This window comes from Agromyces sp. NPDC060279, from assembly GCF_042726785.1.
Lineage (GTDB): Bacteria > Actinomycetota > Actinomycetes > Actinomycetales > Microbacteriaceae > Agromyces.
On the sequence record NZ_JBHXBK010000001.1, the window covers coordinates 492,637 to 515,857 of the forward strand.

General features: G+C 71.2%; 20 protein-coding genes. 9 read left to right on the forward strand and 11 right to left on the reverse strand.

The genetic code is table 11. From position 1 onward, the window contains the following. The first annotated feature begins 204 nt into the window (after nucleotides 1-204). The gene (locus ACFWE1_RS02340; RefSeq protein WP_376931934.1) at nucleotides 205-897 is read left to right on the forward strand and encodes an NTP transferase domain-containing protein; all 693 of its coding nucleotides are present in this window, start codon (nucleotides 205-207) and stop codon (nucleotides 895-897) included. A gap of 84 nt (nucleotides 898-981) precedes the next feature. Here ACFWE1_RS02340 and ACFWE1_RS02345 read toward each other — a convergent pair whose 3' ends face one another. Then, nucleotides 982-1,530, reverse strand: coding sequence for an ECF transporter S component (locus ACFWE1_RS02345; RefSeq protein WP_376931935.1), 549 nt, complete (start codon nucleotides 1,528-1,530; stop codon nucleotides 982-984). 98 nt (nucleotides 1,531-1,628) lie between these two features. On the opposite strand from ACFWE1_RS02345, the gene ACFWE1_RS02350 reads away from it, so the two are divergent. Beyond that, entirely contained in the window at nucleotides 1,629-2,411 is a 783-nt protein-coding gene (locus tag ACFWE1_RS02350; RefSeq protein ID WP_376933054.1) for an ABC transporter permease, read from the forward strand. Then, a complete protein-coding gene (locus tag ACFWE1_RS02355) occupies nucleotides 2,411-3,199 on the forward strand; it encodes an ABC transporter ATP-binding protein (protein WP_376931936.1) in 789 nt (262 codons plus the stop codon). Before ACFWE1_RS02350 ends, ACFWE1_RS02355 begins: the two co-directional genes overlap by 1 nt. 27 nt (nucleotides 3,200-3,226) lie before the next feature. On the opposite strand, the gene thrC is transcribed toward ACFWE1_RS02355, so the two are convergent. Further along, complete coding sequence (thrC, locus tag ACFWE1_RS02360; RefSeq protein WP_376931937.1) at nucleotides 3,227-4,651, reverse strand: threonine synthase; 1,425 nt, start codon at nucleotides 4,649-4,651, stop codon at nucleotides 3,227-3,229. A gap of 117 nt (nucleotides 4,652-4,768) precedes the next feature. Between thrC and ACFWE1_RS02365 the strand changes: the two genes are divergently transcribed. Next, nucleotides 4,769-5,731: a hypothetical protein gene (locus tag ACFWE1_RS02365; RefSeq protein ID WP_376931938.1), complete on the forward strand. Its 963-nt coding sequence runs from the start codon at nucleotides 4,769-4,771 to the stop codon at nucleotides 5,729-5,731. 85 nt (nucleotides 5,732-5,816) lie between these two features. Then, nucleotides 5,817-6,134, forward strand: a complete 318-nt coding sequence (locus ACFWE1_RS02370) for a hypothetical protein (RefSeq protein WP_376931939.1) — start codon at nucleotides 5,817-5,819, stop codon at nucleotides 6,132-6,134. A 33-nt stretch (nucleotides 6,135-6,167) separates the two neighbouring features. On the opposite strand, the gene ACFWE1_RS02375 is transcribed toward ACFWE1_RS02370, so the two are convergent. Beyond that, nucleotides 6,168-6,467, reverse strand: coding sequence for a helix-turn-helix domain-containing protein (locus tag ACFWE1_RS02375; protein ID WP_376931940.1), 300 nt, complete (start codon nucleotides 6,465-6,467; stop codon nucleotides 6,168-6,170). A gap of 105 nt (nucleotides 6,468-6,572) precedes the next feature. On the opposite strand from ACFWE1_RS02375, the gene ACFWE1_RS02380 reads away from it, so the two are divergent. Both ACFWE1_RS02380 and ACFWE1_RS02385 read left to right on the forward strand, forming a co-directional pair. Further along, nucleotides 6,573-8,462 carry a site-specific DNA-methyltransferase gene (locus ACFWE1_RS02380; protein ID WP_376931941.1) on the forward strand — a complete coding sequence of 630 codons (1,890 nt, stop codon included), beginning with the start codon at nucleotides 6,573-6,575 and terminating at the stop codon, nucleotides 8,460-8,462. After that, nucleotides 8,459-11,395 carry a DEAD/DEAH box helicase family protein gene (locus ACFWE1_RS02385; protein ID WP_376931942.1) on the forward strand — a complete coding sequence of 979 codons (2,937 nt, stop codon included), beginning with the start codon at nucleotides 8,459-8,461 and terminating at the stop codon, nucleotides 11,393-11,395. The genes ACFWE1_RS02380 and ACFWE1_RS02385 overlap by 4 nt, the downstream gene beginning before the upstream one ends. A gap of 21 nt (nucleotides 11,396-11,416) precedes the next feature. Here ACFWE1_RS02385 and ACFWE1_RS02390 read toward each other — a convergent pair whose 3' ends face one another. From ACFWE1_RS02390 to ACFWE1_RS02410, 5 genes are all read right to left on the reverse strand, one after another. Beyond that, complete coding sequence (locus ACFWE1_RS02390) at nucleotides 11,417-12,745, reverse strand: CDP-glycerol glycerophosphotransferase family protein (RefSeq protein WP_376931943.1); 1,329 nt, start codon at nucleotides 12,743-12,745, stop codon at nucleotides 11,417-11,419. Between the two features lie 96 nt (nucleotides 12,746-12,841). After that, nucleotides 12,842-13,750: a glycosyltransferase family 2 protein gene (locus ACFWE1_RS02395; protein WP_376931944.1), complete on the reverse strand. Its 909-nt coding sequence runs from the start codon at nucleotides 13,748-13,750 to the stop codon at nucleotides 12,842-12,844. Beyond that, nucleotides 13,737-14,564, reverse strand: coding sequence for a CDP-alcohol phosphatidyltransferase family protein (locus ACFWE1_RS02400; protein ID WP_376931945.1), 828 nt, complete (start codon nucleotides 14,562-14,564; stop codon nucleotides 13,737-13,739). The genes ACFWE1_RS02395 and ACFWE1_RS02400 overlap by 14 nt, the downstream gene beginning before the upstream one ends. A gap of 3 nt (nucleotides 14,565-14,567) precedes the next feature. Beyond that, nucleotides 14,568-15,566: a glycosyltransferase family 2 protein gene (locus ACFWE1_RS02405; RefSeq protein WP_376933055.1), complete on the reverse strand. Its 999-nt coding sequence runs from the start codon at nucleotides 15,564-15,566 to the stop codon at nucleotides 14,568-14,570. Between the two features lie 157 nt (nucleotides 15,567-15,723). Then, on the reverse strand, nucleotides 15,724-17,496 hold the full coding sequence (locus tag ACFWE1_RS02410) for a trypsin-like peptidase domain-containing protein (protein ID WP_376931946.1): 1,773 nt from the start codon (nucleotides 17,494-17,496) through the stop codon (nucleotides 15,724-15,726). A 166-nt stretch (nucleotides 17,497-17,662) separates the two neighbouring features. On the opposite strand from ACFWE1_RS02410, the gene ACFWE1_RS02415 reads away from it, so the two are divergent. Then, the gene (locus tag ACFWE1_RS02415; RefSeq protein WP_376931947.1) at nucleotides 17,663-18,880 is read left to right on the forward strand and encodes an aminotransferase class I/II-fold pyridoxal phosphate-dependent enzyme; all 1,218 of its coding nucleotides are present in this window, start codon (nucleotides 17,663-17,665) and stop codon (nucleotides 18,878-18,880) included. A 22-nt stretch (nucleotides 18,881-18,902) separates the two neighbouring features. On the opposite strand, the gene ACFWE1_RS02420 is transcribed toward ACFWE1_RS02415, so the two are convergent. From ACFWE1_RS02420 to ACFWE1_RS02430, 3 genes are read right to left on the reverse strand one after another with little or no spacing between them, the layout of a single operon-like run. Next, nucleotides 18,903-19,757 (reverse strand): carbon-nitrogen hydrolase family protein, encoded by an 855-nt coding sequence (locus ACFWE1_RS02420; RefSeq protein ID WP_376931948.1) that lies wholly within the window; start codon nucleotides 19,755-19,757, stop codon nucleotides 18,903-18,905. Between the two features lie 37 nt (nucleotides 19,758-19,794). Continuing rightward, complete coding sequence (locus ACFWE1_RS02425; protein ID WP_376931949.1) at nucleotides 19,795-20,100, reverse strand: MarR family transcriptional regulator; 306 nt, start codon at nucleotides 20,098-20,100, stop codon at nucleotides 19,795-19,797. Next, nucleotides 20,084-20,599, reverse strand: coding sequence for a hypothetical protein (locus ACFWE1_RS02430; RefSeq protein WP_376931950.1), 516 nt, complete (start codon nucleotides 20,597-20,599; stop codon nucleotides 20,084-20,086). Before ACFWE1_RS02430 ends, ACFWE1_RS02425 begins: the two co-directional genes overlap by 17 nt. 296 nt (nucleotides 20,600-20,895) lie before the next feature. Between ACFWE1_RS02430 and ACFWE1_RS02435 the strand changes: the two genes are divergently transcribed. After that, nucleotides 20,896-23,154: an SdrD B-like domain-containing protein gene (locus tag ACFWE1_RS02435; RefSeq protein ID WP_376931951.1), complete on the forward strand. Its 2,259-nt coding sequence runs from the start codon at nucleotides 20,896-20,898 to the stop codon at nucleotides 23,152-23,154. The last annotated feature ends 67 nt before the right edge of the window (nucleotides 23,155-23,221 follow it).

Genomic DNA, 23,221 nt, shown 5'->3' on the forward strand with positions numbered 1-23,221 from the left:
GCATTCCCTGTGCGGCGTATCACGATCGCACTACGACTCCCCCGCGGATCCCGCCCCGGACGGGTGACAGCGGATACGCTTGGTTCCGGCATAACGGCGTGTCCCAATGTGAACTTCCGGGTGAACCGAAGGCGAACACGAGATTTCGATCCGGGAGGATCGAGACCGGTCGCCGCGGGCATCCGCACCACCGAAGGAGATGCAGTGACCACGCAGATCGTGATCCTCGCAGCCGGCATGGGGAGCCGGCTCGGGCGTTCCCTCCCCAAGCCGCTGACTGAACTCGGCGACGGCCGCACCATCATGCGGCAGCAGTTCGACAACATCAGCCACACCTTCGGCGGCGACGCCGACGTGACGATCGTCGTCGGCTACAAGCTCGAGCACATCATCGAGGCGTTCCCGCAGGCGTCGTTCGTCTACAACGAGGAGTACGACCAGACGAACACCTCGAAGTCGCTCATGCGCGCCCTGCAGGCCTCGCAGAGCGGCGGCGTGCTGTGGATGAACGGCGATGTCGTCTTCGACCCGCGCATCCTCGACCGCGCCGTCGCGCTGATCGCCCGCGACCAGTCGTTCGTCACGGTGAACACGGCGAAGGTGTCCGACGAAGAGGTGAAGTACACCACCACCGCCGAGGGCTACATCAAGGAGCTCTCGAAGACCGTCAAGGGCGGCCTCGGCGAGGCGGTCGGCATCAACTACATCTCGAGCCGCGACAAGGCCACCTTCCTCGCCCAGCTGCAGCGCGTGGGCGCGCAGGACTACTTCGAGCGCGGCCTCGAGCTCGCGATCGAGCAGAATGGCCTGCTCATCGAGCCGATGGACGTCTCCGACCTGTACGCGGTCGAGATCGACTTCGCGGAAGACCTGGAGCGCGCGAACCACTTCGTGTGATCCGGAACGCTGCGTCCTGCAGCACCACAGCGACACGGGGCGGATGCCGAACGGCATCCGCCCCGTGTGGTGTGTGGCGGGGATCTAACGCAGCCCGCGGGCGACGCCCGCGCGCTCGAGCCGGAGGGCGATGATCCGCCCGATCCAGGTGAAGAGCACCGGGCTGCCGGCGTAGAGGGGCAGCGCGATCGCCCACATCCAGGCGGGGAAGTGCTCGCCGCCGAGCGCGACGTACACGACGACCGCGATGACGATCCCCGAGGTCAGCCCCGAGGCGTAGTAGAGCCACGGCTCCCATCGCCGGTAGCGGGTGAGCAGGAACGGCAGCTCGACGAGCACCCCGACGAGCAGTGCGGTGCCGATCAGCCGCGGCAGCCACTGCGGCGCGAACGCCGCGCCGACGAGCCCCGCGATGAGCCCGGCGAGGAGCGCGGTGCCCGGCCGGCGCAGCAGCGCGAAAGCGACGACGCTCGGCAGGAAGTGCACGCCGATGGTCACACCGTAGAACATCGGGCCGATCGCGGCGAGCACGAGCGCGAGGTAGCCGGAACCGCCGGCGACAACGCCGCCGGCCACGCCGATCGCGGCGCAGCTCAGGAGGATCCGGGTACTGGTGCTGGTGCGAGGGGCCACCCTCTCAATCTACCGTCGGGCCGCACCGCACGGTTCTCCCGGCGAACGCCTCTACGATGAGAGGCGTGACTGCTGCGACCACCGACGTCGGGGGCGACGTGCATCCGCCGCGGCGGAAGCCGTTCGCCAGCTACCGGCATTCCCTGTGGCTCCTCACGACCCGCGACCTCAAGGTGCGGTACTCCACCTCCGTGCTCGGCTACGTGTGGTCGGTGCTCGACCCGCTCGTCATGGCGGGCATCTACTGGTTCGTGTTCACCCAGGTCTTCGAGCGCTCCGCCGGCTACCTGCCCTACATCGTCTTCCTGTTGAGCGCGCTCCTGCCCTGGATGTGGTTCAACGGCTCGGTCTCCGACTCCACCCGCGCGTTCCTGAAGGACGCGAAGCTCGTGCGGTCGACCATGATCCCGCGCACGATCTGGGTGAACCGCATCGTGCTGTCGAAGGGCATCGAGTTCCTGTTCGCCCTGCCGGTGCTCGCGCTCTTCGCGGTCATCTTCGGCGCCGCGCCGAGCTGGGAGATCGTCTTCTTTCCCCTCGCGATCGTGCTGCAGGCCATCCTCACCGCGGGCATCTGCCTCATCGTGGCGCCGCTCGTGGTGTTCTTCCGCGACCTCGAGCGGGCGGTGAAGCTCATCCTTCGCTTCCTGTTCTACGCGACGCCGATCATCTACGCGACGACCGACCTACCGGGCGGCGTGCAGTTCTGGGCCGCCTTCAATCCGCTCTCGGGGATCTTCTCGCTGTACCGCGCCGCGTTCTTCCCGCAGCAGCTGATCTGGTTCGAGGTGCTGATCTCGGCCCTGATGTCGATCGCGTTCCTCGTCGTCGGCCTCCTCGTGTTCCGTGCCTCCGAGCGCCAGATGCTGAAGGAGATCTGATGACGCACTCCGTCACCGCCGGCGGCACCGCGAGTGATGTGCCGGGCTCGGGCGGCTTCGCCATCCGCGTCGCCTCGCTCGGGGTGAGGTTCCGGCGCAACCGCCGCGGCCGCCGTTCCTTCAAGGACCTGCTCTCCGGCCGCAAGCGCCGCACCCGCCCGGGCGAGTTCTGGGCCCTGCGCGAGGTGTCCTTCGATGTGCGCCCCGGTGAAGCGATCGGCGTCGTCGGCCGCAACGGCCAGGGCAAGTCGACCCTGCTGAAGCTGGTTGCCGGCGTGCTCCTGCCGGACGAGGGCTCCGTCACCGTGACGGGCGGCGTCGCACCGCTCATCGAGATCACCGGCGGCTTCGTCGACGACCTCACCGTGCGCGACAACGTCTACCTCACCGCGGGCCTGCACGGCATGTCGAAGGCGCAGATCGACGCCAAGTTCGACGAGGTCATCGGCTTCGCGGAGATCGGCGACTTCCTCGACACCCCGTACAAGCACCTGTCGAGCGGCATGAAGGTGCGGATCGCGTTCGCCGTGATCTCGCAGCTCGAGGAGCCGATCATGCTCGTCGACGAGGTGCTCGCCGTCGGCGACAAGGCCTTCCGCGAGAAGTGCTACCGACGGATCGACGAGCTGCTCGCCGGTGGGCGCACGCTCTTCTTCGTCTCGCACAACGAACGCGACCTGCGTCGCTTCTGCACGCGCGGCCTCTACCTCGACGGCGGCAAACTCGTGCTCGACTCCACGATCGACGCCGTGCTCGACCGCTACAACGCGGAGCACGCGAGCCGCTGACGCACGGTCGGAGCCGCGCGACGCGGCTCAGCGGGCCGCGTCGCGCGTGATCAGGTTCCGGATGGCGACCGCGTCGTTCGCCACCTCGACGACGTGCTGCGGGGCCTCCAGCAGCGCGGTGAGCTCCTCGGGGAGCTCCGCCGGAGCCCCGATCGCCTCGGCGACGATCTCGGGGAACTTCTGCGGCTTCGCGGTCTCGAGCACGAGCATCGGGATGCCGGGTTCGAGATGCCGGGCGGCGACGGCGAGGCCGTCGGCCGTGTGGGGGTCGACCACCACCCCGGTCGCGCGATGCGTCTCGCGGATGGTCGCCACCCGATCGGCGTGCGTGCTCGAGCCGCTCACGATGCCGAACTCCTCGGCGAAGCGCGGCTGCTCGGACGCGAGGTCGAGCACGCCGTCGCGCTCGAGTCCGCTCCAGCGCTCACGGAGCGCCTCCGGGTCGCGGCCGACCACCTCGAAGACGAAGCGCTCGAGGTTCGACGCCCGCGAGATGTCCATCGACGGGCTCGACGTCGCGAAGGTCGACTCCCCCGTGCGCGGCCGGTACACGCCGGTGCGGAAGAACTCGTCGAGCACGTTGTTCTCGTTCGTGGCGAGCACGAGCCGATGGATCGGCAGCCCCATGCGGCGGGCGAGCCAGCCCGAGAAGATGTTGCCGAAGTTGCCGGACGGCACGGTGATCGACACGCGGTGCTCGGCACGGCGAGTCGGCTCGACCGGGTCGCTGTGCCGCAGCCACGCCCAGAAGTAGTACACGAGCTGGGCCGCGATCCGCGCGAAGTTGATCGAGTTGACCGCGCCGAGCCGGTGCTCGCGCTTGAAGGCGGTGTCGCCCGCGATCACCTTGACGAGGTGCTGGCAGTCGTCGAAGTCGCCCGCGACGGCGATGTTGTGGATGTTCTCGTCGGTGAGCGAGTACATCTGCGCGCGCTGGAACGCGCTCATCCGCCCCTGCGGAGAGAGCATGAAGACCGACACCCCGTGCTTGCCGCGCAGCGCGTGCTCGGCCGCGGAGCCGGTGTCGCCGGACGTCGCGCCGAGGATGTTCAGGGTGGCGCCGCGCGCGGTGAGCTCGTGCTCGAGCAGGTGGCCGAGGAACTGCATGGCCATGTCTTTGAAGGCGAGCGTCGGGCCCTCGGAGAGCCCCACGAGCGTCACCTCGCCGAGCGGGGTGAGCGGAACGATCGGGTCGCCGCCGAACACCGCCGGATCGTACGCGGCCCGGCAGACCCGCGCGAGGTCCTCCGCGGGGATGCCGCTCGCGTACCGGCCGATGACCTCGGTCGCGAGACCCGCGTAGTCGAGGCGCCGCCAGCCCTCGAGCTCGTCGGCGGTGACGGCGGGCACGAGCTCGGGAACGACGAGGCCGCCGTCCGGCGCGAGGCCCTCAATGAGGATCTCGGTGAACAGAGCGGGCGACAGCCCGCCGCGGGTCGAGCGGTACTTCACGAGACTCCTGCGGGTCGACGAGACGCTGAGCTTCGATGGTATCGGGCCCACCGGAGCGGCGACGAATGCGTGACACTCTCGGGCGACCGCCCAGGCACGTGCACGTACAATCGCTGCATGCCCGAGCGCGTGCACCGGATCACCTCGATGGGGCGGGACGCCCCGAGCGAGTCGCCCGCGGGCGACGCCGCGGGGGCGACGCAGGACGAGGGCCGGGCGCACGGCGTCGAGCGCACCATCGACCGCGTCCTCGCCATCCACCGCCCCGTCGTGCTGGCGCATCTGCGCGGCATCCGCCGTCGCTCCCCGCAGGCGACGCCCGAGCAGCTCGTCCGCATCCTCGAGCGGCGCTATCTCGCCGCGGTCACCACCGGCGGGGCTGCGGTCGGCGCGACGGCCGTGATCCCCGGCATCTCCACGGGGATCACGCTCGCACTCTCCGGCGTCGAGACCGCCGGCTTCCTCGAGGCGACCGCGCTGTTCGCCCAGTCGGTCGCGGAGGTGCACGGCATCCCCGTGGACAACCCGGAGCGGGCACGCGCGCTCGTGATGACCCTCATGCTCGGCAGCGAGGGCAGCGACCTCATCCGCCAGTTCGCCGCGCAGGCGAGCGGCACCGGGGTCGCCCGCAGCGCGTACTGGGGCGAGCTCATCACGAACACCCTGCCGAAGGCGGTGATGGGCACCGTCGTCGACCGCCTGCGAGCCACGTTCGTGAAGCAGTTCGCCGTGCGCGGCGGCGCCGGCTTCATCGGCAAGGCGCTCCCCTTCGGCATCGGCGCCGCGGTGGGCGGCGTCGGCAACCACGTCCTCGGCCGCCGGGTGCTCGCCCAGTCGCGGCTCGCCTTCGGGGCCGCGCCGCCGAGCGTCCCGTCCGATCTCGAGCCGCGCGGCGACGAGCCGATGCTCACCTCGGCCGGCAAGCGCATCGCGGGCGCGGCCGGCGCGGTCGGGCGAGCGGCGGGACGGCCGTTCACCCGGCTCACGGGCGCGCGCTCGCGCCGTGACGCGGACGAGGCGCCGGACCGGCTGGACGAGGCGACCCCCTCGTCCGGCAGCGAGGGCGAGCCTCGCGCCTGACCGACACGTCGCGCGGGCTGCTCCGCGTCGGTGGTTCCGGGTACCGTGACGGTGTCGTGCCGCATCCCCGACCCGAGGAGGAGCCATGCCGCACGGGGCCCGGCCCGTGGCCGTCGACGCCCACCCCGTCCCATCACCCATCGCCTACCGCGTGCCCTGGCAGATCGATCGCAGCCGCGCGCCCTGGTACACGCTGCACAACGCCGGCGACGAGGCGGCGCACGGCGTGCACCTCTCGCTCTTCGGCGACGGCCGCCTGCTCTGGCAGCCGTTGCTGCGGGTCGAGCCGGGCGAGCACGTGGCGTTCATCGTCCGCGCCGACGATCCGGCGCGCGACTGCGTCGCGGTGCTGCGCTGGTTCCGCGCGAACGGCGAGGAGTACCTCTGGCGGATCGCGTTCTGACGGCACCGGGCGGCGTCGCCGCTCAGCGCACGGTCACTTGCCCCGCCGCTTGAGCTCCTCGATGAGGTCGCGCACGTTGACCCGGTCGACGCCGGGCAGCTCCGCGAGCCCGATGCCCGCGAGCAGCTCACCGGGGTCGACGTCGAGCACGCCGGCGATGCGCACGATCGTCGACATGCGCGGGTTGGCCTGACCGCGTTCGATCTTGCCGAGGTTGGTGACGTGCATGTCGGCGAGGTGCGCGACCGTCTCCTGACTCACTCCGCGCTCGAGCCGGACTGCCTTCAGACGCTCGCCGAGGATCTGCGCAGCACGGGATTGGGGCTCAGGCATGCCTCCATGCCTATCCGCCCCGAGATCGCCGATCCAGTGTGCATTCACCTCCAGTGTTTCTACCTCTATTCTGAGATGACCGCCAATCCAGCCGCGAGGGGACCCATGAGATCGTTGCTCGACCAGCTGCCGAAGATCGTCGCCGAGGGCAAACGCGAGGCCGCACGAGTGCTCGAGCAGCTCACGGGCGAGCAGCGCGTGCGCCTGCACACCCGCGAGTTCGTGCAGCCCAGCCGCGAGGCCGGCGGCCTGCCGCTGCACCGCGGGACGACACCGGAGCTGCCCGAGCCGTCGGGCCGACTCATCTATGGCGACAACCTGCTCGCGATGTCCGCCCTCCTCGCCGGCAACGAGACGACGCCGGGGCTCGCGGGCGGCGTCGACCTGATCTACCTCGACCCGCCCTTCGACTCGAAGGCCGACTATCGCACGAAACTCACCCTCCCCGGCCATGAGGTCGAGACCCGACCCACCGCGGTCGAGCAGTTCGCGTACTCGGACACCTGGGCCGACGGCACCGCCTCGTACCTCGCGATGCTGACGCCTCGGCTCGTGCTGGCACGAGAGCTCCTCGCCGACACCGGCAGTTTCTACCTCCACATCGACTGGCACGTCGGGCACTACGTGAAGCTCATCTGCGACGAGGTGTTCGGCCGCGACAACTTCCTCAACGAGGTCGTCTGGTACTACCGGCGCTGGAACATCGCGAGCACGAGCTTCGCCCGCAACCACGACACGCTCTTCGTCTACGCCAAGCGCAAGGGGCAGCACTACTTCAAGCAGCTCTACATCCCGAAGTCCGAGAAGTCGAGCGGGCAGGGCCGGGCCTGGGTGAGCACGATCGGCGACGACGGCGTCCGCCGCTCGGTGCTGAGTGACGAAGCGACGAAGGGGGTCGCGATGCCCGACGTCTGGGACCTCTCGATGATCAACCCCGTCGCCAAGGAACGCGTCGCGTACGCCACGCAGAAGCCGCTCGCCCTGCTCGACCGCGTCATCGAGGCCTCCTGCCCGCCCGGCGGACTCGTCGCCGACTTCTTCGGCGGCTCCGGCACGACCGCCGCGGCGGCCGAGGCCTCCGGGCGCCGCTGGATCACGAGCGACCTCGGCCGCCCCGCCGCCATGATCATCCGCAAGCGCCTCATCGACCAGGACGCGCGGCCGTTCCTCTACCAGGAGATCGGCGACTACCAGGTCGAGCAGATGCGCTCGAGCCTCGGCCGCCGCTATCGCGTCGGCGACCTCGCCCGCACCGTGCTCGGGCTCTACGGCGCCGAGCCCTTGCCCGAGGCGCAGAACCCGAGCGGCGCCCTCGGCAGCCTGCCCGGCGGTCGCACCCTCGTCGTCGCCGAGAGCCCCGCGCGGCTCACGACCGTCGAGTCGCTGCGCCGGGCCCAGTCGCAGCGCGACGCGGTGCTCGGCGGCTTCGAGCGGGTCGTCGTGCTCGGCTGGAACTTCCCGGCCGGCATCGGCCACGACATCGAAGCGCTCGCCGACGCCCGGCTCGAGGTCCGGGTCATCCCGCCCGACCTCATCGATCGGCTGAAGAAGAAGGGCGGCCGGCTCGCCGAGTCCGTGCGCTTCTCCACCCTGCAGTACCTCGAGGCGGGGCTGCGCACGGCGCGACGGGAGGGCGACGAGGTCGAGCTCGTGGTCGGGCTCGACAACTACGTGCTGCTCTCCCCCGAGGCGATCAGCCTCCGGGCCGAGGACCGCGAGAAGGTGCTCCAGCTGATGAACCACGACCCGCTCTCGCTCATCGAGTACTGGGCCGTCGACCCCGACTACGACGAGGAGCTCTTCCGTTCCAGCTGGCAGGACTACCGCGGCAACACCCTGAACGACGACGACCCGCTGCGCGTCGTGGCCTCGGCGACGCTGCGGGCACCGTGGCGCCCCGGGGTCCGCCGCATCTGCATCCGGGCCGTCGACGTCTTCGGCTTCGAGTCGGAGGTCGTGCTCGAGCTCGACGCGGTCGAGGCGGATGCCGCGTGAGGATCCCGATCGACGAGGAGCTGCCGCTCGCCCGAGAGATCTCGATCAGACTGGCCGACGACGCGCGGGCGATCGAGTCCGGCGAGCCCTGCGCGCTGCTCGATGCGGTCACCCCGACGACGGCTGAGCTGCTCCGCTGGTGGTTCGACGCCTCGCTCTCCGCCGGGCGCCGCGACGCCTTCCACGAGGGCCAGCGCGATGCCATCCTCGCCATCGTCTACGCGCACGAGGTGCTGGGCGCTTCTACCCTCCGCGAACTCTACGAGCGGCTGGCCCCGAGCTCGCTCACCGCAGCTCGGCGCGACGAGCTCGCCCACGAGCGCCACGGGCATCCCAAGTACGCCGCGAAGCTCGCCACCGGCACCGGCAAGACCTGGGTGATGAACGCGCTGCTGGTCTGGCAGCACCTCAACCATCTCGCCGCGCCCGCCGACCCCCGGTTCAGCAGCAACTTCCTCGTCGTCGCCCCCGGGCTGATCGTCTACGAACGGCTCCTCGACTCGTTCCGGGGCCGCCGGATCGACGGCGTGCGCGACCCGAGCACGAGCGAATTGCACGCGCGGCGGGCGCTGTTCACTCCGCCCAGGCACGAACGCGCCATCGCCGCGCTGCTCGCCTCCGGCGTCGTCGAGAAGCACGAGATCGGGCTCCGCGTCCCCCGCGGCGGCATGATCGCCGTGACGAACTGGCACCTCCTCGCGGGAGCCGAGGACCCCGATTTCGCGGGCGAGGCGGCCGATGACGGGCGCAGGCGCCGACGCGGCGACGACGATCCGGCGCGGGCCGCCGTCGAGAGCATGTTTCCCCTGTCCCCCGGCGCGGCCGGGCACGCCCTCGAATCGCTCGACCGCCGTGCCGCGCGCGGCCGCCCGCTGGAGTCGCTCGTCGAGCTGCCCGACCTCGTGGTGCTGAACGACGAGGCGCACCACGTGCACGCGCTCCGGGCCGGCCAGGAGACGAGCGACGTCGAGTGGCAGCAGAGCCTGACGGCGATCGCCGCGACGAAAGGGCGACGGTTCATCCAGCTCGACTTCTCGGCGACCCCCTACGACGAGACACGCAGCGGCGGGAAGCGGCCGCACCGACGCTATTTCCCGCACATCGTGGTCGACTTCGACCTCCACGCGGCCATGCAGCGGGGACTCGTGAAGGCGATCGCGCTCGACAAGCGCGTCGAACTGGCGGCGCTCCCCCTCGACTTCGCCGCCGAGCGCGACGAGCACGGAGCGGTGGTGGGACTCTCCTCCGGCCAGCGCACGATGATCCGCGCCGGGCTCAGCAAGCTCGCCCTGCTCGAGGCCCAGTTCGCCGCGATCGACCCCGAACGACGTCCGAAACTGCTGATCGTGACCGAGGACACGCTCGTCTCCCGCCACGTCGAGCAGTTCCTGCTCGACTCCGAAGGGCTCGGCGCCGAGGACGTGCTCCGGGTCGACAGCGGCCGGCGGAGCGAGCTCGGTCCGAAGGAGTGGGAGCCGATCCGCGCCCGGCTCTTCGATCTCGACCGGCAGGCGCGACCGCGCGTCGTCTTCAGCGTGCTGATGCTGCGCGAGGGATTCGACGTCGACAGCATCTGCGTGGTGGTGCCACTGCGCTCGGCGGGCTCTGGCATCCTGCTCGAGCAGACGATCGGCCGCGGCCTCAGGCTGATGTGGCGGGGCGCCCCCGTCGTCGAAGAGCTGAAGCGGGAGACGCGCGAGCGGATGCGCCGCCGACTCGAACCGGCCAACCATTTCGACGTGCTGTTCATCATCGAGCACCCCGCGTTCCAGGCGTTCTACGACGAGCTGCTCGGAGACGGCCTGCTCGCGATCGTCGGCGACGACGAGACCGCCGCCATCGGCGACCTCGAGCGGGTCGAGCTCCGATCCGGCTGGCAGGAGTACGACCTCGTCGTCCCCGAGATCGTGCGCGAGCACGAGGAGGAGCTCGTCGAACCCCGCCTCGACCCGCTCGCGCTCGAACCGTGCCGCTTCGAGCTCGCGGTACTGCGTCGAGCGGTCGGCAGCGGCGAGCGGTGGAGCTCGCACGACCTCGAGACGAAGACGCAGTACGGCGACTATCGCGTCGACGGCGGGGTCATGACCGCGACCGGGTACAACGACTTCCTGGCCCGGATCACGCGGCGCATCACCACGGTCGTCGGGCGCGCCTTCACCCCCGCGGCCGCCCGCTTCAGCGCGGCGAGCCGGTACCCGCTGCTCGCCACCCACCGCGCCCGCATCGCCGCCTGGGTGGACCGCTACGTGCGCGCCCGGCTCTTCGCCGAGCCCTTCGACCCGGGGTTCGACGAGGGATGGCGCGTGCTCCTGCTCCCCGGGGTCGCCGAGCACGTCGCCGGCGTGTTCTCGACGGCCCTCGTCGAGGACCAGCGCACGCATCCCGTGACGAGCGCGCTCGTCGAGCAGCGCAGCATCGCCGAGATCGGCAGCATCACCATGCGGGCGCGCGATGCGGTGCCCAGCCGCAAGTGCGTCTTCCCCGCGCTGCGGGTCGCCAGCCGCGGCGGCGGGCTGGAGCGGCGCTTCATCGAGTGGGCGGACCAGGACAGCCGGATCGAGGCCTTCGTCAAGATCGACGAGCACGCCCACACCTTCGTGCAGCGGCCGTACCTCCGGGCGGACGGCCTGCCGGCCTGGTACTCGCCCGACTTCCTCGTCCGCACCGCGGAGGCCGTGTACGTCGTCGAGACGAAGGCGCAGTCGGCGCTCGACCATCCGAACGTCGAGCGGAAACACCGCGCGGCGTCGGCCTGGATCGAGGCACTGAACCGGCTCCCGGCCGCCTCGCGCAGCGGGCGCCGCTGGCACTACGTGCTGCTCGGCGAGGACGCGGTGGACGCCTGGCGAGGCGGCAACGGGCGCCTCAGCGAGCTGCTCGAGCTGGAGCGGTGGTCGGCGCCGCCGAGCGGCGGCGCACCGACCCTCTACTGAGCTCTGGGCACCTGCGACGCGTCAGCCGTGGGGGTCCTCGTCGGCCTGGCTCTCGGCGCGCTCGCCCTCGACGTCGTGCTCGTCGATGAGCTCGTCGTCGAGGTGCTCGGCCGCGAAGCGCTCCCATTCGGCCATGAGGTGGTCGACCGCCGCGTGGAATCGTGCAGTCGCCGCGCCCGGCGAGGTGTCGCCGAAGTAGCGTTCGACCCAGTACCCGAGCCGATCCAGCGCCTCCTGGTCGTGCGCGACCTCCTCGACACGGGCGAGCATCGCCGCGCCCGCCACGTCGAGCGGCGCGCCGGGCTCGGCCACGAGCCACTCGCATGCCGAGAGGTACCCGCCCGTGTCGATCTCGGCCTCCGCGGCGAGCGGGCGGGTGATCAGCAGCGGCTTGCCCGTCGCGAGCCGGTCGTAGACCATCGCCGAGATGTCGACGACGGCGAGGTCGGCGGCCGCGAGCTGCCAGCCGAGTTCACGACCGTCGTCGTAGACGTGCATGGCGGTCGGGTCCGCCTGATTCGCCGCGCCGATGGCGTCGATGATCGCCCGGTTGGCGGCCGCGTACTCGTGGTCGAGCACTCCGGAACGCGGGTGCGGGCGATAGATCACGCGGTGCCGGCCGGTCGCGAGCAGCGCGGTGACGAGCGCGACCCCGTGCGAGGCGATGGAGCCGTAGGCGGCCGCCGCGCGGTCGCCCTCCCAGGTCGGCGCGTAGAGCACGACCTCGCGCCCATCGTCGGGATAGGGCAGTTCGCGTCCGTCGTGGTAGTGGTCGGCCTGCGGTCGACCGATCGGGATCGCCCGCTTGTCGAAGTCGTAGTCCCAGAGCACCTTGCCCAGCCGTGACCGGGCCGCGTCGCCGGCGATCAGCGCGTAGTCGTACGCCTTGAACTGGTTCGTGGTCATGTACATCTTGTCGGACTCGCCGTGGTTGATGAACACGTGCCAGCGCCGCCCGTAGCGCATCATCTGGAAGTTCTTGGCGTTCTGGTTCACGTAGAAGATGAGCTGGAGCTGCTGATCGTGGATGAGCTGCTCGAGGTCGGCCACCCGGCGCACGTAGGCGACCGGCACCGGGGACTCGTCCAACAGGGCGAGCGCGGCGCCGGACGCCCGGCTCAGGATCACCACGGGGTACGTCTCCGCAAGCTCGGCGAGCGGCCGGTACCACTGACGCAGCTGGTAGAGGTTGACCTTGCCGTCGGCGAAGTACACCCCGATGCGGTAGCGCCCGGGCTCGAGCGGCGCCGCCTGCGCGAGGGCCGTGGCGAGCGCCCGCTGCGAGCGCCGCGAGGCGATGATGTTCTTCGCGAGCTTCACGGCACGGCGAGCGTCAGTCTTCAATCCCACTCGGCAAGGGTAGCGACGGCGCCTGGGCGGATGCCCCGGTCGAGCGCGCCGCGGACGCACCGAGAGCCGATCGTTACGGAGCGGCTCGCGCGGCGCTCAGACGATCGGCGGCCGACCGGCCCGCGTCATCCGCCAGACGGTCCGCCAGCGAAGCGGCCGGCGCTGGCCAGGGTCCTCCCGCCAGCCGGCCAGCCACCCGCCGAACCAGGCGCGCAGCTGCGCCGGTCTGCGGGCCCAGCGCAGCACCTGGATCGCCGTCCACGAGCCCACGTAGAAGGGGATGAGCACCGCGGGGAGGTTGCGCCGGGCGAGCCAGACGCGATTCCGGGCGTTCAGGCGGAAGTAGTACGAGTGGCGCGCGGGGTCGATGACCGGGTGGGCGGCCTCCAGCTCGCCCGCGTACCAGGCGCGATGCCCGGTGTCCCAGACCCGCCACGCGAGCTCGATGCCCTCGTGCGCGTAGAAGAACGGGTCCGCCCAGCCGCCGGTCTGTTCGAAGACGGCGCGCGGCAGGAGCACGGCCCCCTCCCAGCAGGAGAAGACGTTGCTCGAGTGGGCCGGGTCGCCCTTGCGGATCCGAGGGATCCAGCGTCGCGGCGAGACCAGTCCGGTGGGATCCACGACCCGGGGCTGCACGAGCCCGAGCTCGGGTCGTGCGGCGAGGAGCGCCGCGCCCTTCGCGAGGAACTCCGGGTCCGGGAGGAACGCGTCGTCGTCGAGGAAGAAGAGCAGCTCGCCCTCGACCTCCGGAACCCCGCGATTGCGGCCGGCCGGGATGCCGAGATTCTCCGCGAGCGCGAGCGTGCGCACCCCGGTGGGCAGGGACGGCTCGGCGGTCGCCGGATCCCAGCCGTTGCCGACCACGACCACGTCCACCGCGACCCCGCGCTGCTCGAGCACGCTGCGCACGCCGCGCAGCAGCTCCTCAGGCCGGCGGCCCATCGTCAGCACGACGACGCCGAACTGCGGCGTCACCGTGCCGGACGTCGGCTCAGGAACGGACACGCCGGCTCGCCATGATCGCCACGAAGTGCCCGACGACCGCGAGCACGGCCAGCGGCAGCAGGGCGGCCACCACGACCCGGTCCACGATCGGCTGGCCGACGAACAGGCCGACCACGGCGGCGGCGAACGCGATGAGCGTCAGCTCGACCGAGTGGTAGAGCCGGTGGAACGGCACGAAGCGCGCGACGCGGCGGAGCTTCGCGACGAGGCCGCCGCGCGGCGCCGTCTCGCCGTGCGTGTCGGCCAGCTTCGGCAGGCCGGCATTGGCCCGGGCGACGTGCACCATGTCGTTCAGCGCCTTGTTGAGCACGATGACGAGGGCGAGCAGGGCGCCGACGGTCGTCCAGAGGAAGTCGGCGGGGAACTCGAGCGGGTACGCGGCGGCGCGGATGCCGAGCGCGATCGGGATGAGCGCCTCGGTGGAGTAGTGCCCCACCTTGTCGAGGAACACGCCGGCCGGCGAGGACGTGCGCCGCCACCTGGCGACCTCGCCGTCGCAGCAGTCCACGAGCATCTGCAGCTGGCCGAGCACGACGGCGAGCAGCGCGCCCCAGACGCCCGGGATGAGCAGAGCCGCGGCCGTCGACCAGCCGACGAGGATCATCAACCCGGTCACGCCGTTCGCCGAGATCGGCGTCTTGAGCAGCACCCACGTCAGGTACGGCGACAGCCGCCGCAGGTAGAGCGACGCCGTCCAGTGCTCCGCATTGCGCCGCCCGCGGACCTCCGGCGGCTGGGTGACCGCTTTCAGCTCGGCGAGGCTCGATGGGTGCGTTCTCGACGGCTCCGACGACGTCGAGTGCGGGTGCGACATCCGTTACCTTCCCGTATGGCTGGCGATGTTCCGCGTCAGCGAGAGATAGCCGAGCACGAAGCCCGCCCCCCACGCGACATGGATGCACGGCAAGACTACGAGAAACCAGAGCCACGACGCGGCACCCTGGCCGCGACCGTAGACGAGCGCCGCGACGAGGACGAACAGCAGGTAGACGGCGGGCACCACGAGGCCGGCCGCCAGCCACGGGGTCTGACCGGCCAGCGCCTGCACGAGCCCGCCAAGGCCGGCGAGGAGCCCCAGCAGCACCCCGAGCACCATGACGGGCGGCACGAAGTAGCGCAGGCCGTTCGCCGCGGGGAACCGGCGGGCCAGCTCGCCGCGCCAGAGCCCCGTCGAGAACATCTGCCGGCCGAGCCGTTCGAGGGTCGAGCGCGGCCGATACGTGACGCTCAGTTCGGGCGTGAACCAGACGATGCCGCCGGTGGCACGCAGCCGGCGGTTGAGCTCCCAGTCCTGGCCGCGCTTGATCGTCTCGTCGAAGAGCCCGACGCGTTCGAGCGCCTCACGGCGGAATACGCCGAGGTACACGGTCTCGACCGGCCCGGCCGTACCGCCGACGTGGAAGGCGGAGCCGCCGAGCCCGACGGGGGTCGTGTAGGCCCGCGCGACGGCCCGCTCGAAGGCGGTCTCGCCGTGCGCGGCCATGATGCCGCCGACGTTGTCGGCGCCGGTGCGTTCGAGGGTGTCGACGGCGATCCGCGTGTAGTCGGCCGGCAGCATGGAGTGCGAGTCGACGCGCACGACGACGGGGTACACGGCGGCGCGGATGCCGAGGTTGAGCCCGGCGGGCGTCGACCCAACTGCGTTGTCGAGCACGCGCACCCGGGGGTCGCGGGCGGCCAGATCGGCGACGAGCTCCGCCGTGCCGTCGATCGACGGCCCGAGCGCGATGAGGACCTCGACGGGGCCCTCGTAGTGCTGATCGAGGATGGACTCCACGGCGGCGCGAACGTGCGAGGCATCGTTCAGCACCGGCATCACATAGGAGACGCCGAGCGTCGATCGGCGAGTGCCGTCGGGCTGATCGGGCAAGGTTCCTCACTCTGCTGCTGGGTCGATCGAGCCTAGCAAACGCCGAGTGGCCGGAGCCTCGATGGCTCCGGCCACTCGCCGGGTGTCGCGCCGACGTCGGGGATCAGCCCTCGAAGGTGCCGAGCGTGACCGTCACGGTGTTCGCCTCACCGTCGCGGAGGTAGGTGACCTCCGCCTCGGTGCCGCCCGCGAGTGCGCGGACCTGCGCGGTGAGGTCGGTCTGGTCGGTGATCGGCAGCCCGTTGAACTGGGTGACGATGTCGCCCTTCTGCAGACCCGCCTTCGCGGCGGCGCCCCCGGCGGGGACGTCGGTGATGAGCGCACCGACGGTGCTGCTCTGCTCGTCGCTCTGCGCGGCCGTGACGGTCGCCCCGAGCAGGCCGTGCGTCGCCGAGCCGTTCGCGATGATCTCGTCGGAGACCCGCTTCGCCAGGTTCGACGGAACGGCGAAGCCGACGCCGATGTTGCCGGACTGGCCGGACGAGGAGTCGCCGGTGCCGAGGATCGCGACGTTGACGCCGATGAGTTCGCCCTTGCTGTTCAGCAGCGCGCCGCCGGAGTTGCCGGGGTTGATCGCGGCGTCGGTCTGGATCACGGGGATCGAGATGTTGCCGCCGCCCTGCTGCGGCTGCTGGCTGCCCTGGTCGCCCTGACCGCCCTGACCGCCCTGACCGGGGATGTCGAAGTTCCAGAAGTCGAAGGGCTGCTGTCCGCCCTGCTGCTGGTCGCCCTGGCCGCTGTCGTCCGGGGTGGTGGGCGCCGCCGAGGACGCGACCTCGATGGAGCGGTTCAGGGCGCTCACGATGCCGTCCGTCACGGTGCCGGACAGTCCGAGGGGCGCGCCGATCGCGATGGCGGTGTCGCCGACGTTCAGCTTGCTCGAGTCGGCGAATGCGAGCGGGGTCAGCCCCGACGCGTCCTTCAGCTTGATCACGGCGAGGTCGCTCAGCGGGTCGGTGCCCACGAGCTCGGCCGAGTAGAGGTGGCCGTCGTCGGTCTTCACCTGGATGGTGGGCTCGCCGGTCGCGCCGTCGAGCGTGACGACGTGGGTGTTCGTCAGCACGTAGCCGTCGTCGGAGAGGATGATGCCGGAGCCGGTGCCTGCGCCGTCGGCCGAGGAGACCGAGATGGTGACGACGCTCGGGCTCGCCTTCGCGGCGACCGCCGTGACCTGGTTCACGGACTCCGTGTCGTTGACGACGACGTTCTGCGGGCTGGCGCTCGCGGAGGTCGTGGTGGTGCGGTTGGCCAGCGAGAGCGCGGTGACGCCGGCACCGGCGCCGCCCCCGATGAGGGCGGCCGCGACGATGGCCGCGGCGATGCCGAGCCCGACCGGACGCTTCTTCGGCGCGGGCGCCGCGGCGGGCTGTCCGCCGAACGCCGGCGGGACCTGCCCCGGCGGCACCTGGCCGGGCCCAGCAGAGGGCTGCGGCTGGTGCGCTCCGGGCAGCGGCTGCGTGGGCTGCGTGGCGGGGTGGGTCGGCTGCGGGGCGACCGGGTGCGGGTACTGCGCGGCGTGGTACGGCTGCGGGGCCCGGCCGGGCTCGTAGAGCGTTCCGGTGGCCGGGGCCGCGGGCTGGCCGGGCGCGGCCTGCGAGGCCGCTGCCTGCGGCGCTGCGGTCCGCGCGGCCGGCTGGGGCGCCGTCTGGGGCGCAGCGGGGGCGTTCGGGGCGACCCATCCGGCGGATGCCGGGGCGGGGGCCTCGGTCGGCTCGGGCGCGGGGGCCTCGGTCGCGGTCGACTCGGGCGCGGCGGTCTCCGCTGCGCTCGTCTCGGGGACGTCGTTCGGTGCAGCGACGCCAGCGGCTTCCGTGACGTCACGCTCCTCGGGGTCCCGCGGCTCCTCCGAGACGGGGCCAGTGGTGTGATCGGTCATGTCTGCTCCTTCCAAGCTGCCCCCACTCTCGCGGCGCAAGCTGTGCGTGGCATCGGCGAAGTCTATGGATCGGCTATCGGCCGGCAGTGAAGCCTCCGAACGGAACGCGCGGGCGGCAGCGGGCCTTCGCCAGCGTAGCGCCGGGCGCTGCGGGTACGGTGTGAGCGTGACCGACTCCCTCGCGCACCCTCCCCTCGCGCCATGGCAGCGCACTGCCGCCGGCGCCGGGCTGCTCGGCCCGGACGGACGCATCGCGGCGACCGTGTTCGCCGAGATGAGCGCGCTCGCGCAGCGCACCGGAGCCATCAACCTCGGCCAGGGCTTCCCCGACGAAGACGGCCCCGCCGCGGTGCTCGACGCTGCGGTGGACGCGATCCGGAGCGGGACGAACCAGTACCCGCCGGGCACCGGGATGCCGGTGCTGCGGGAGGCGATCGCCCGGCATCAGCAGCACTGGTACGGGATCGGGCTGGACCCCGACCGCGAAGTGCTCGTGACCGCCGGTGCGACCGAGGCGCTGGCCGCGACCGTGCTCGCCTTCGTCGAGCCGGGCGACGAAGTGGTGACGTTCGAGCCGTACTACGACGCGTACGCCGCGCTCATCGCCCGGGCGGGCGGCGTGCACCGCACCGTGCCGCTGCGGTTCCCCGAGTGGCGTCCGGACCACGACGAGTTGCGTGCCGCCGTCACCGACCGCACCCGGCTCATCCTCGTCAACGATCCCCACAACCCCACCGGCGCTGTGCTCGACGAGGCCACGGCCGAGCTCCTCGTCGAGCTCGCCGAGCGTCATGACGCACTCCTCGTCACCGACGAGGTCTACGAGCACCTCCGCTTCGACGGGCCGCATCGCCCGATCGCGGCGCGTCCGGGTGCTCGCGCGCGTACGATCAGCATCTCCTCAGGCGGCAAGACCTTCTCGACCACGGGTTGGAAGATCGGCTGGCTGACGGCCCGCCCGGAGCTCGTCACTGCGGTACTCGCGGTGAAGCAGTACCTCACCTACGTGAACGGGGCACCCTTCCAACCGGCGGTCGCCACGGGCCTCGACCTGCCGGACGCCGTCTTCACGTCCGCCGCCACCTCGCTCGCTCACCGCGCCGAACTGCTCTCCGCCGGACTCGAGGCCGCCGGATTCACCGTCGCCCGTCCCCGCGCGGGCTACTTCGTGGTCGCCGACGCGGGTCCGCTCGGCTTCGACGACGCCGAAGAGCTGTGCCGCCGGCTGCCCGACCTCGCGGGCGTCGTCGGCATTCCCGTCTCGGCCTTCGTGCGGCGTGAGCACCGCCACGAGGTCGCCCGACTCGTCCGCTTCGCGTTCTGCAAGCGCGAGGACGTGCTGCGGGAGGCATCCGCCCGGCTCGCCGCGCTCGGCACCGCCTGACCGGGGACGCGCCCGCGACGACTCAGCGCGGGACGACCCGGTAGCGACGGAGCTCGAGCGCGGGGTTGACCCGGCGCACGCGTTCGAGCCGGTCCCGTTCGATCCAGGCGATCGCGACGCCCGGCTCCTCGCCGAGACCCGCGATCTCGACGCCCATCGGGTCGACCACGAGGCTTGCGCCGACGGCGACCGGCGGCGTCTGGTCCGCCGCGGCGAGGTACACGGTGTTCTCGATCGCACGCGCGGTGGCGAGCGTGCGCCAGTGGTGCTCCTTCAACGGCCCGCGCACCCACTCGGCCGGCACGAGCACGAGCTCGGCCCCTGCGTCGACGAGCGTTCTGGTCACCTCCGGGAATCGCAGGTCGTAGCAGGTCTGCATGCCGACCGTGAAGCCGTCGAGCTCGAAGAGCTCCGGGGCTGCGAGTTCGCCAGGCGCGACGTGCTCGGACTCCCGCTGCCCGAAAGCGTCGTAGAGGTGCTGCTTGCGGTAGCGGGCGACCACGGTCCCGTCGGCATCCGCCGCGACGAGCGTGTTCGAGAACCGGCCGTCATCCCGGCGCTCCAGCATGCCCGCGACGAGGTGCACGCCGAGCTGGCCGGCGAGCGCGCTGAACGCGCCGACGAAGGGGCCGTCGATCGGCTCGGCCGCCTCGGCCATTTCGCGGCCGAGCTCCGGAGTGAAGTACATGGCGTACTCGGGGAGCACCACGAGCTTCGCCCCGCGAGCGGCGGCCAGCCGCGCGAGCCGTTCGATCTCCTCGAGGTTCGCGACGACGTCGGGAACCGGCGCGAACTGGGCGACGGCGATGCCGACGGCTGCGACGTCGTCCGCCGAGGCGTCGGTGGGGCGGGTGGACGGCGGCGCCGGAGTAGGCATGCCCCCATCGTAGAGCTCGCGCGCGCCGGCGCGGACGTCAGCGCAGGAACCAGTCGTGCACGGCCGTCAGGTCGCTGGCGATGGAGCTCTCGTCTGCGCGGTAGCGGACGATCCGGCCTTGGCGGGGCCCATCGACGTGGAGGTACCCGAGTGCTTCCAGGTCCCGGAGCGCGGTCGTCGCCGAGCCCCGGCTCACGCCGGTGCTCGCGACGATCTCGGTGTGCGAGGCGCGAGGGTTCTTCAAGACGTATCGCAAGACCGTCGCGCGCGCAGCACCCGAGATCGCCCGCAGGGCGGTGATGATGTGCTCGGGAGCGTCCGCGAGCTCACGTCGTGCTGGCATGGTGTTCCTTTCCCAGTGCCCGAATGGAGGTCCCACCCGGTTCCGTTCTGCGGGGCGTGAGCCCCGTGGTCATCGCTGCTTCCGTCGTCGACTCGCCGCGGACGCCTGCCGGCATGTGGTACGAGGTCGGCGCGCCCGTGAGCCGGTTGTAGATGTAGACCGCTTCGACACCGCCGCCGGTCTGGCGCACGTAGAACGCGGTCGTCCCGTCGGCGGAGATGCCGAGCGCGTTCAGCTGGCGGTTCGCCGGCCCGGCGACCGCGCCGTCCTGCACGGACGTCTCGGCATCCGGATCGACGTGGAGGAAGTACCGGGTGCTGTTCGAGACGACGCCCTGGAGTGCGTAGCGCTCGCCTCCGGCGAACGGATCCGCTGCCTGTGCCGGCGTCGCGGGGGTCGCCGCGGAGGCACCCGCGGCGGGAAGCCCCAGGACGAGCAGTCCGGCCCACCACCGGACGCGACGCCGTGCGCCCCGTCCGCTGGCCAGCGCCGATCCCATCCAAGTCCCCCTTGCCATCACCCCACGGGATGCCATAGCCGATGCGCCGGCGAGGCATCCCACCTCTCCATCACCGACCGCCGCACAACCGAAGCCACCGACCGCCTCTCGAAGCGTGACGATCGGCTTCTGTTGGCATACCATAGGCTACGACACGGAGACGGACTTTCGCACACGGGTCGCCAAACATCGTGCTTCCGGGCTCAGAACATGGATCGCCTGGTACACCAAGCAGCTCCGGCTGGTTCGAGGCCTGACCGCGACCCGCTCGTCTCGGACACGTGAAAGGGGACACGATGTCGTTTCACCCGACCGCAGCACGCGTACCGCGCGGCCCCGCGCCGAGCGGCTGGCACCGTCTCCGACGCGTCGTGGCCCTCGCGATGTCGACCACGCTCGCCGTCGGATTCCTGGCGCTCGTCGGCGTCGCGACGCCGGCATCGGCCGCCGAGGAGAACGGCTATGTCTTCAACGACGCGTGGACGCTCGTGGACCCGGGATCCGCCAGGACTTCGAACACGGCCCCCGCCCACGATCAGGCCACGAACGAGGCGACGAGCTCGCTGCCGACCCGGACTGGTGCGATCGGAATCACCGCTCGCGTCACGCCGGGCCCGACGCAGCTCGCCGGCACCAACTTCCTCACCAACCCGCGCGACCATTCCGTCCACGGCGCCTCGTCCGCGATGTTCCTCGGCGCACCGACTCCCGCGAACCTGCCAGGACTGGGCGTGCTGACGAACGCCTCCAACTGCGACGGCGGCCCCGGCAGCGCGGAGCACCAGAACTTCAGCGGCAACTGCGCCGACACGATGACCCTCACCCTCAGCTTCGACCGGGCGGTCACCGATCCCGTCCTCGACGTCAGCGGAATCGGCGGTTGGGGCAACTACACCTGGAACTCGGACGACGGCACCACCCGCTACGGCAAGGGGTCCTTCAACTCGCAGGTGTGGGAGCTGATCTCGCCAGACGTGACGATGACGCTCGCCGGAGACGCCCCGACCAACCTGGTGCTCGACGGCAGCCGACTGCACACCCCATCGGCGAACACCGCGGGCAATTGCAACACCCGAGACAAGGGCAACGCGAACACCGAGCAGGAGACGCCGAACATGGCGTTCGCCGGATGCGGCTCGCTGCAACTTCACGGCACGTTCACCGAAGTGGCGTTCCAGCTCGACTCGACCATCTCGCCGTTCAGCGAGTGGCCGCGTGATCAGTACAACACCGGCACGGCGTACACGAGCACGGCGAATGCCACGTACGCCGACGGGGTCAACGGCCTGAACACCGTCTGGGGCGAGACCGTGCGCCTGCCGAGCCAGGCCACGGACTCGACCCAGTCGGACTACACGCTCCTCTCGGTGCGGCTTCCCCAGAACGGCTCGATCGGCGACCGGGTCTGGCTCGACGCGAACCGAGACGGCATCCGCGGCGATGACGAGGCCGGTATCGAGGGGGTCACCGTCGAGCTACTCGATGAGAGTGGCGATCCGGTGCTCGACGCCGACGGCGCGCCGATCACCACTGTCACCAACGCCGACGGGAACTACTCGTTCACCGATCTCCCCTACGGCCGCTACAAGGTGCGCTTCGGCGATTATCCGGACGGGATGTCACCCACGACGCCGAACGCCGGCGACGACGGGAGTCGCGACTCGGATGCCGATCCCGCCACCGGTGAGAGCGGCGTCATCGAGCTCGACAGCGAGCAGCCGACGGCAGCCGGCATCGATGCCGGTCTCGTGCCGGCCGTGCCCGGCGCAACGGATGACGAGTCGCGGAACAATCCGCAAGGCACGGCGGTGACGGTGCCGGTGCTGGACAACGACACCGGGGATGTCGATCCGACCTCGGTTCGGATCATCGATCCGAACAGCGGCGACCCCGTGCAAGAACTCGTCGTACCCGGCGAAGGCACCTGGACCGTCGACCCCGACACCGGCGACCTCACCTTCACCCCGGAAGCCGGATTCACCGGCAACCCCACCCCGATCGAGTACCAGGTCACCGACCCTCAGGGGCAGAACCCCTCCACCGCGAAGGTCACGGTCACCTACGTGCCGGAAGCCACCGACGACGAATCGCTCGACAATCCGCAGGGCACCGCTGTGACCGTGCCCGTGCTCGACAACGACAGGGGCGACCTCGACCCCTCGACGGTCCGCATCACGGATCCCTCGAGCGGGGACCCGGTCGACGAACTCGTCATCCCTGGAGAGGGCACGTGGACCGTCGACCCCGACACCGGCGACATCACCTTCACCCCGGAGGACGGGTTCACCGGCAACCCGACCCCCATCGAGTACCAGGTGGCGGACCGCGCTGGGAACCTCACCCGTGCGACGGTGACGATCACCTACCGAGCGCCGACACCGCCTGCCGGACCGGGCGAGCACCCGGGGCCGAGCGAACCGCCGCACGTCACTCCCCCCGGCGGAGTGCTCGCGGCCACCGGTGTCGCGCCGGGCGTCGCACTCGGGGTCGCCGCGCTGCTCGCGGTTCTGGGTGCCGCCGCCGTCGTCGTAGCCCGGCGACGGAGCACGCCCTAGCACCCGCCCCGCGGAAGCCGTCTCCCGATCGAGGAGGCGGCTTCCGCCGTGTGCAGACCGGTGCACG

Excerpts from the sequence above, each read along its gene's own strand:
- ACFWE1_RS02355 (WP_376931936.1), top strand. The coding sequence starts at position 2,411 with ATGACGCACTCCGTCACCGCCGGCGGCACCGCGAGTGATGTGCCGGGC.
- ACFWE1_RS02365 (WP_376931938.1), top strand. The coding sequence starts at position 4,769 with ATGCCCGAGCGCGTGCACCGGATCACCTCGATGGGGCGGGACGCCCCG.
- ACFWE1_RS02370 (WP_376931939.1), top strand. The coding sequence starts at position 5,817 with ATGCCGCACGGGGCCCGGCCCGTGGCCGTCGACGCCCACCCCGTCCCA.
- ACFWE1_RS02375 (WP_376931940.1), bottom strand. The coding sequence starts at position 6,467 with ATGCCTGAGCCCCAATCCCGTGCTGCGCAGATCCTCGGCGAGCGTCTG.
- ACFWE1_RS02380 (WP_376931941.1), top strand. The coding sequence starts at position 6,573 with ATGAGATCGTTGCTCGACCAGCTGCCGAAGATCGTCGCCGAGGGCAAA.
- ACFWE1_RS02400 (WP_376931945.1), bottom strand. The coding sequence starts at position 14,564 with ATGTCGCACCCGCACTCGACGTCGTCGGAGCCGTCGAGAACGCACCCA.
- ACFWE1_RS02405 (WP_376933055.1), bottom strand. The coding sequence starts at position 15,566 with ATGCCGGTGCTGAACGATGCCTCGCACGTTCGCGCCGCCGTGGAGTCC.
- ACFWE1_RS02410 (WP_376931946.1), bottom strand. The coding sequence starts at position 17,496 with ATGACCGATCACACCACTGGCCCCGTCTCGGAGGAGCCGCGGGACCCC.
- ACFWE1_RS02420 (WP_376931948.1), bottom strand. The coding sequence starts at position 19,757 with ATGCCTACTCCGGCGCCGCCGTCCACCCGCCCCACCGACGCCTCGGCG.
- ACFWE1_RS02425 (WP_376931949.1), bottom strand. The coding sequence starts at position 20,100 with ATGCCAGCACGACGTGAGCTCGCGGACGCTCCCGAGCACATCATCACC.
- ACFWE1_RS02430 (WP_376931950.1), bottom strand. The coding sequence starts at position 20,599 with ATGGGATCGGCGCTGGCCAGCGGACGGGGCGCACGGCGTCGCGTCCGG.
- ACFWE1_RS02435 (WP_376931951.1), top strand. The coding sequence starts at position 20,896 with ATGTCGTTTCACCCGACCGCAGCACGCGTACCGCGCGGCCCCGCGCCG.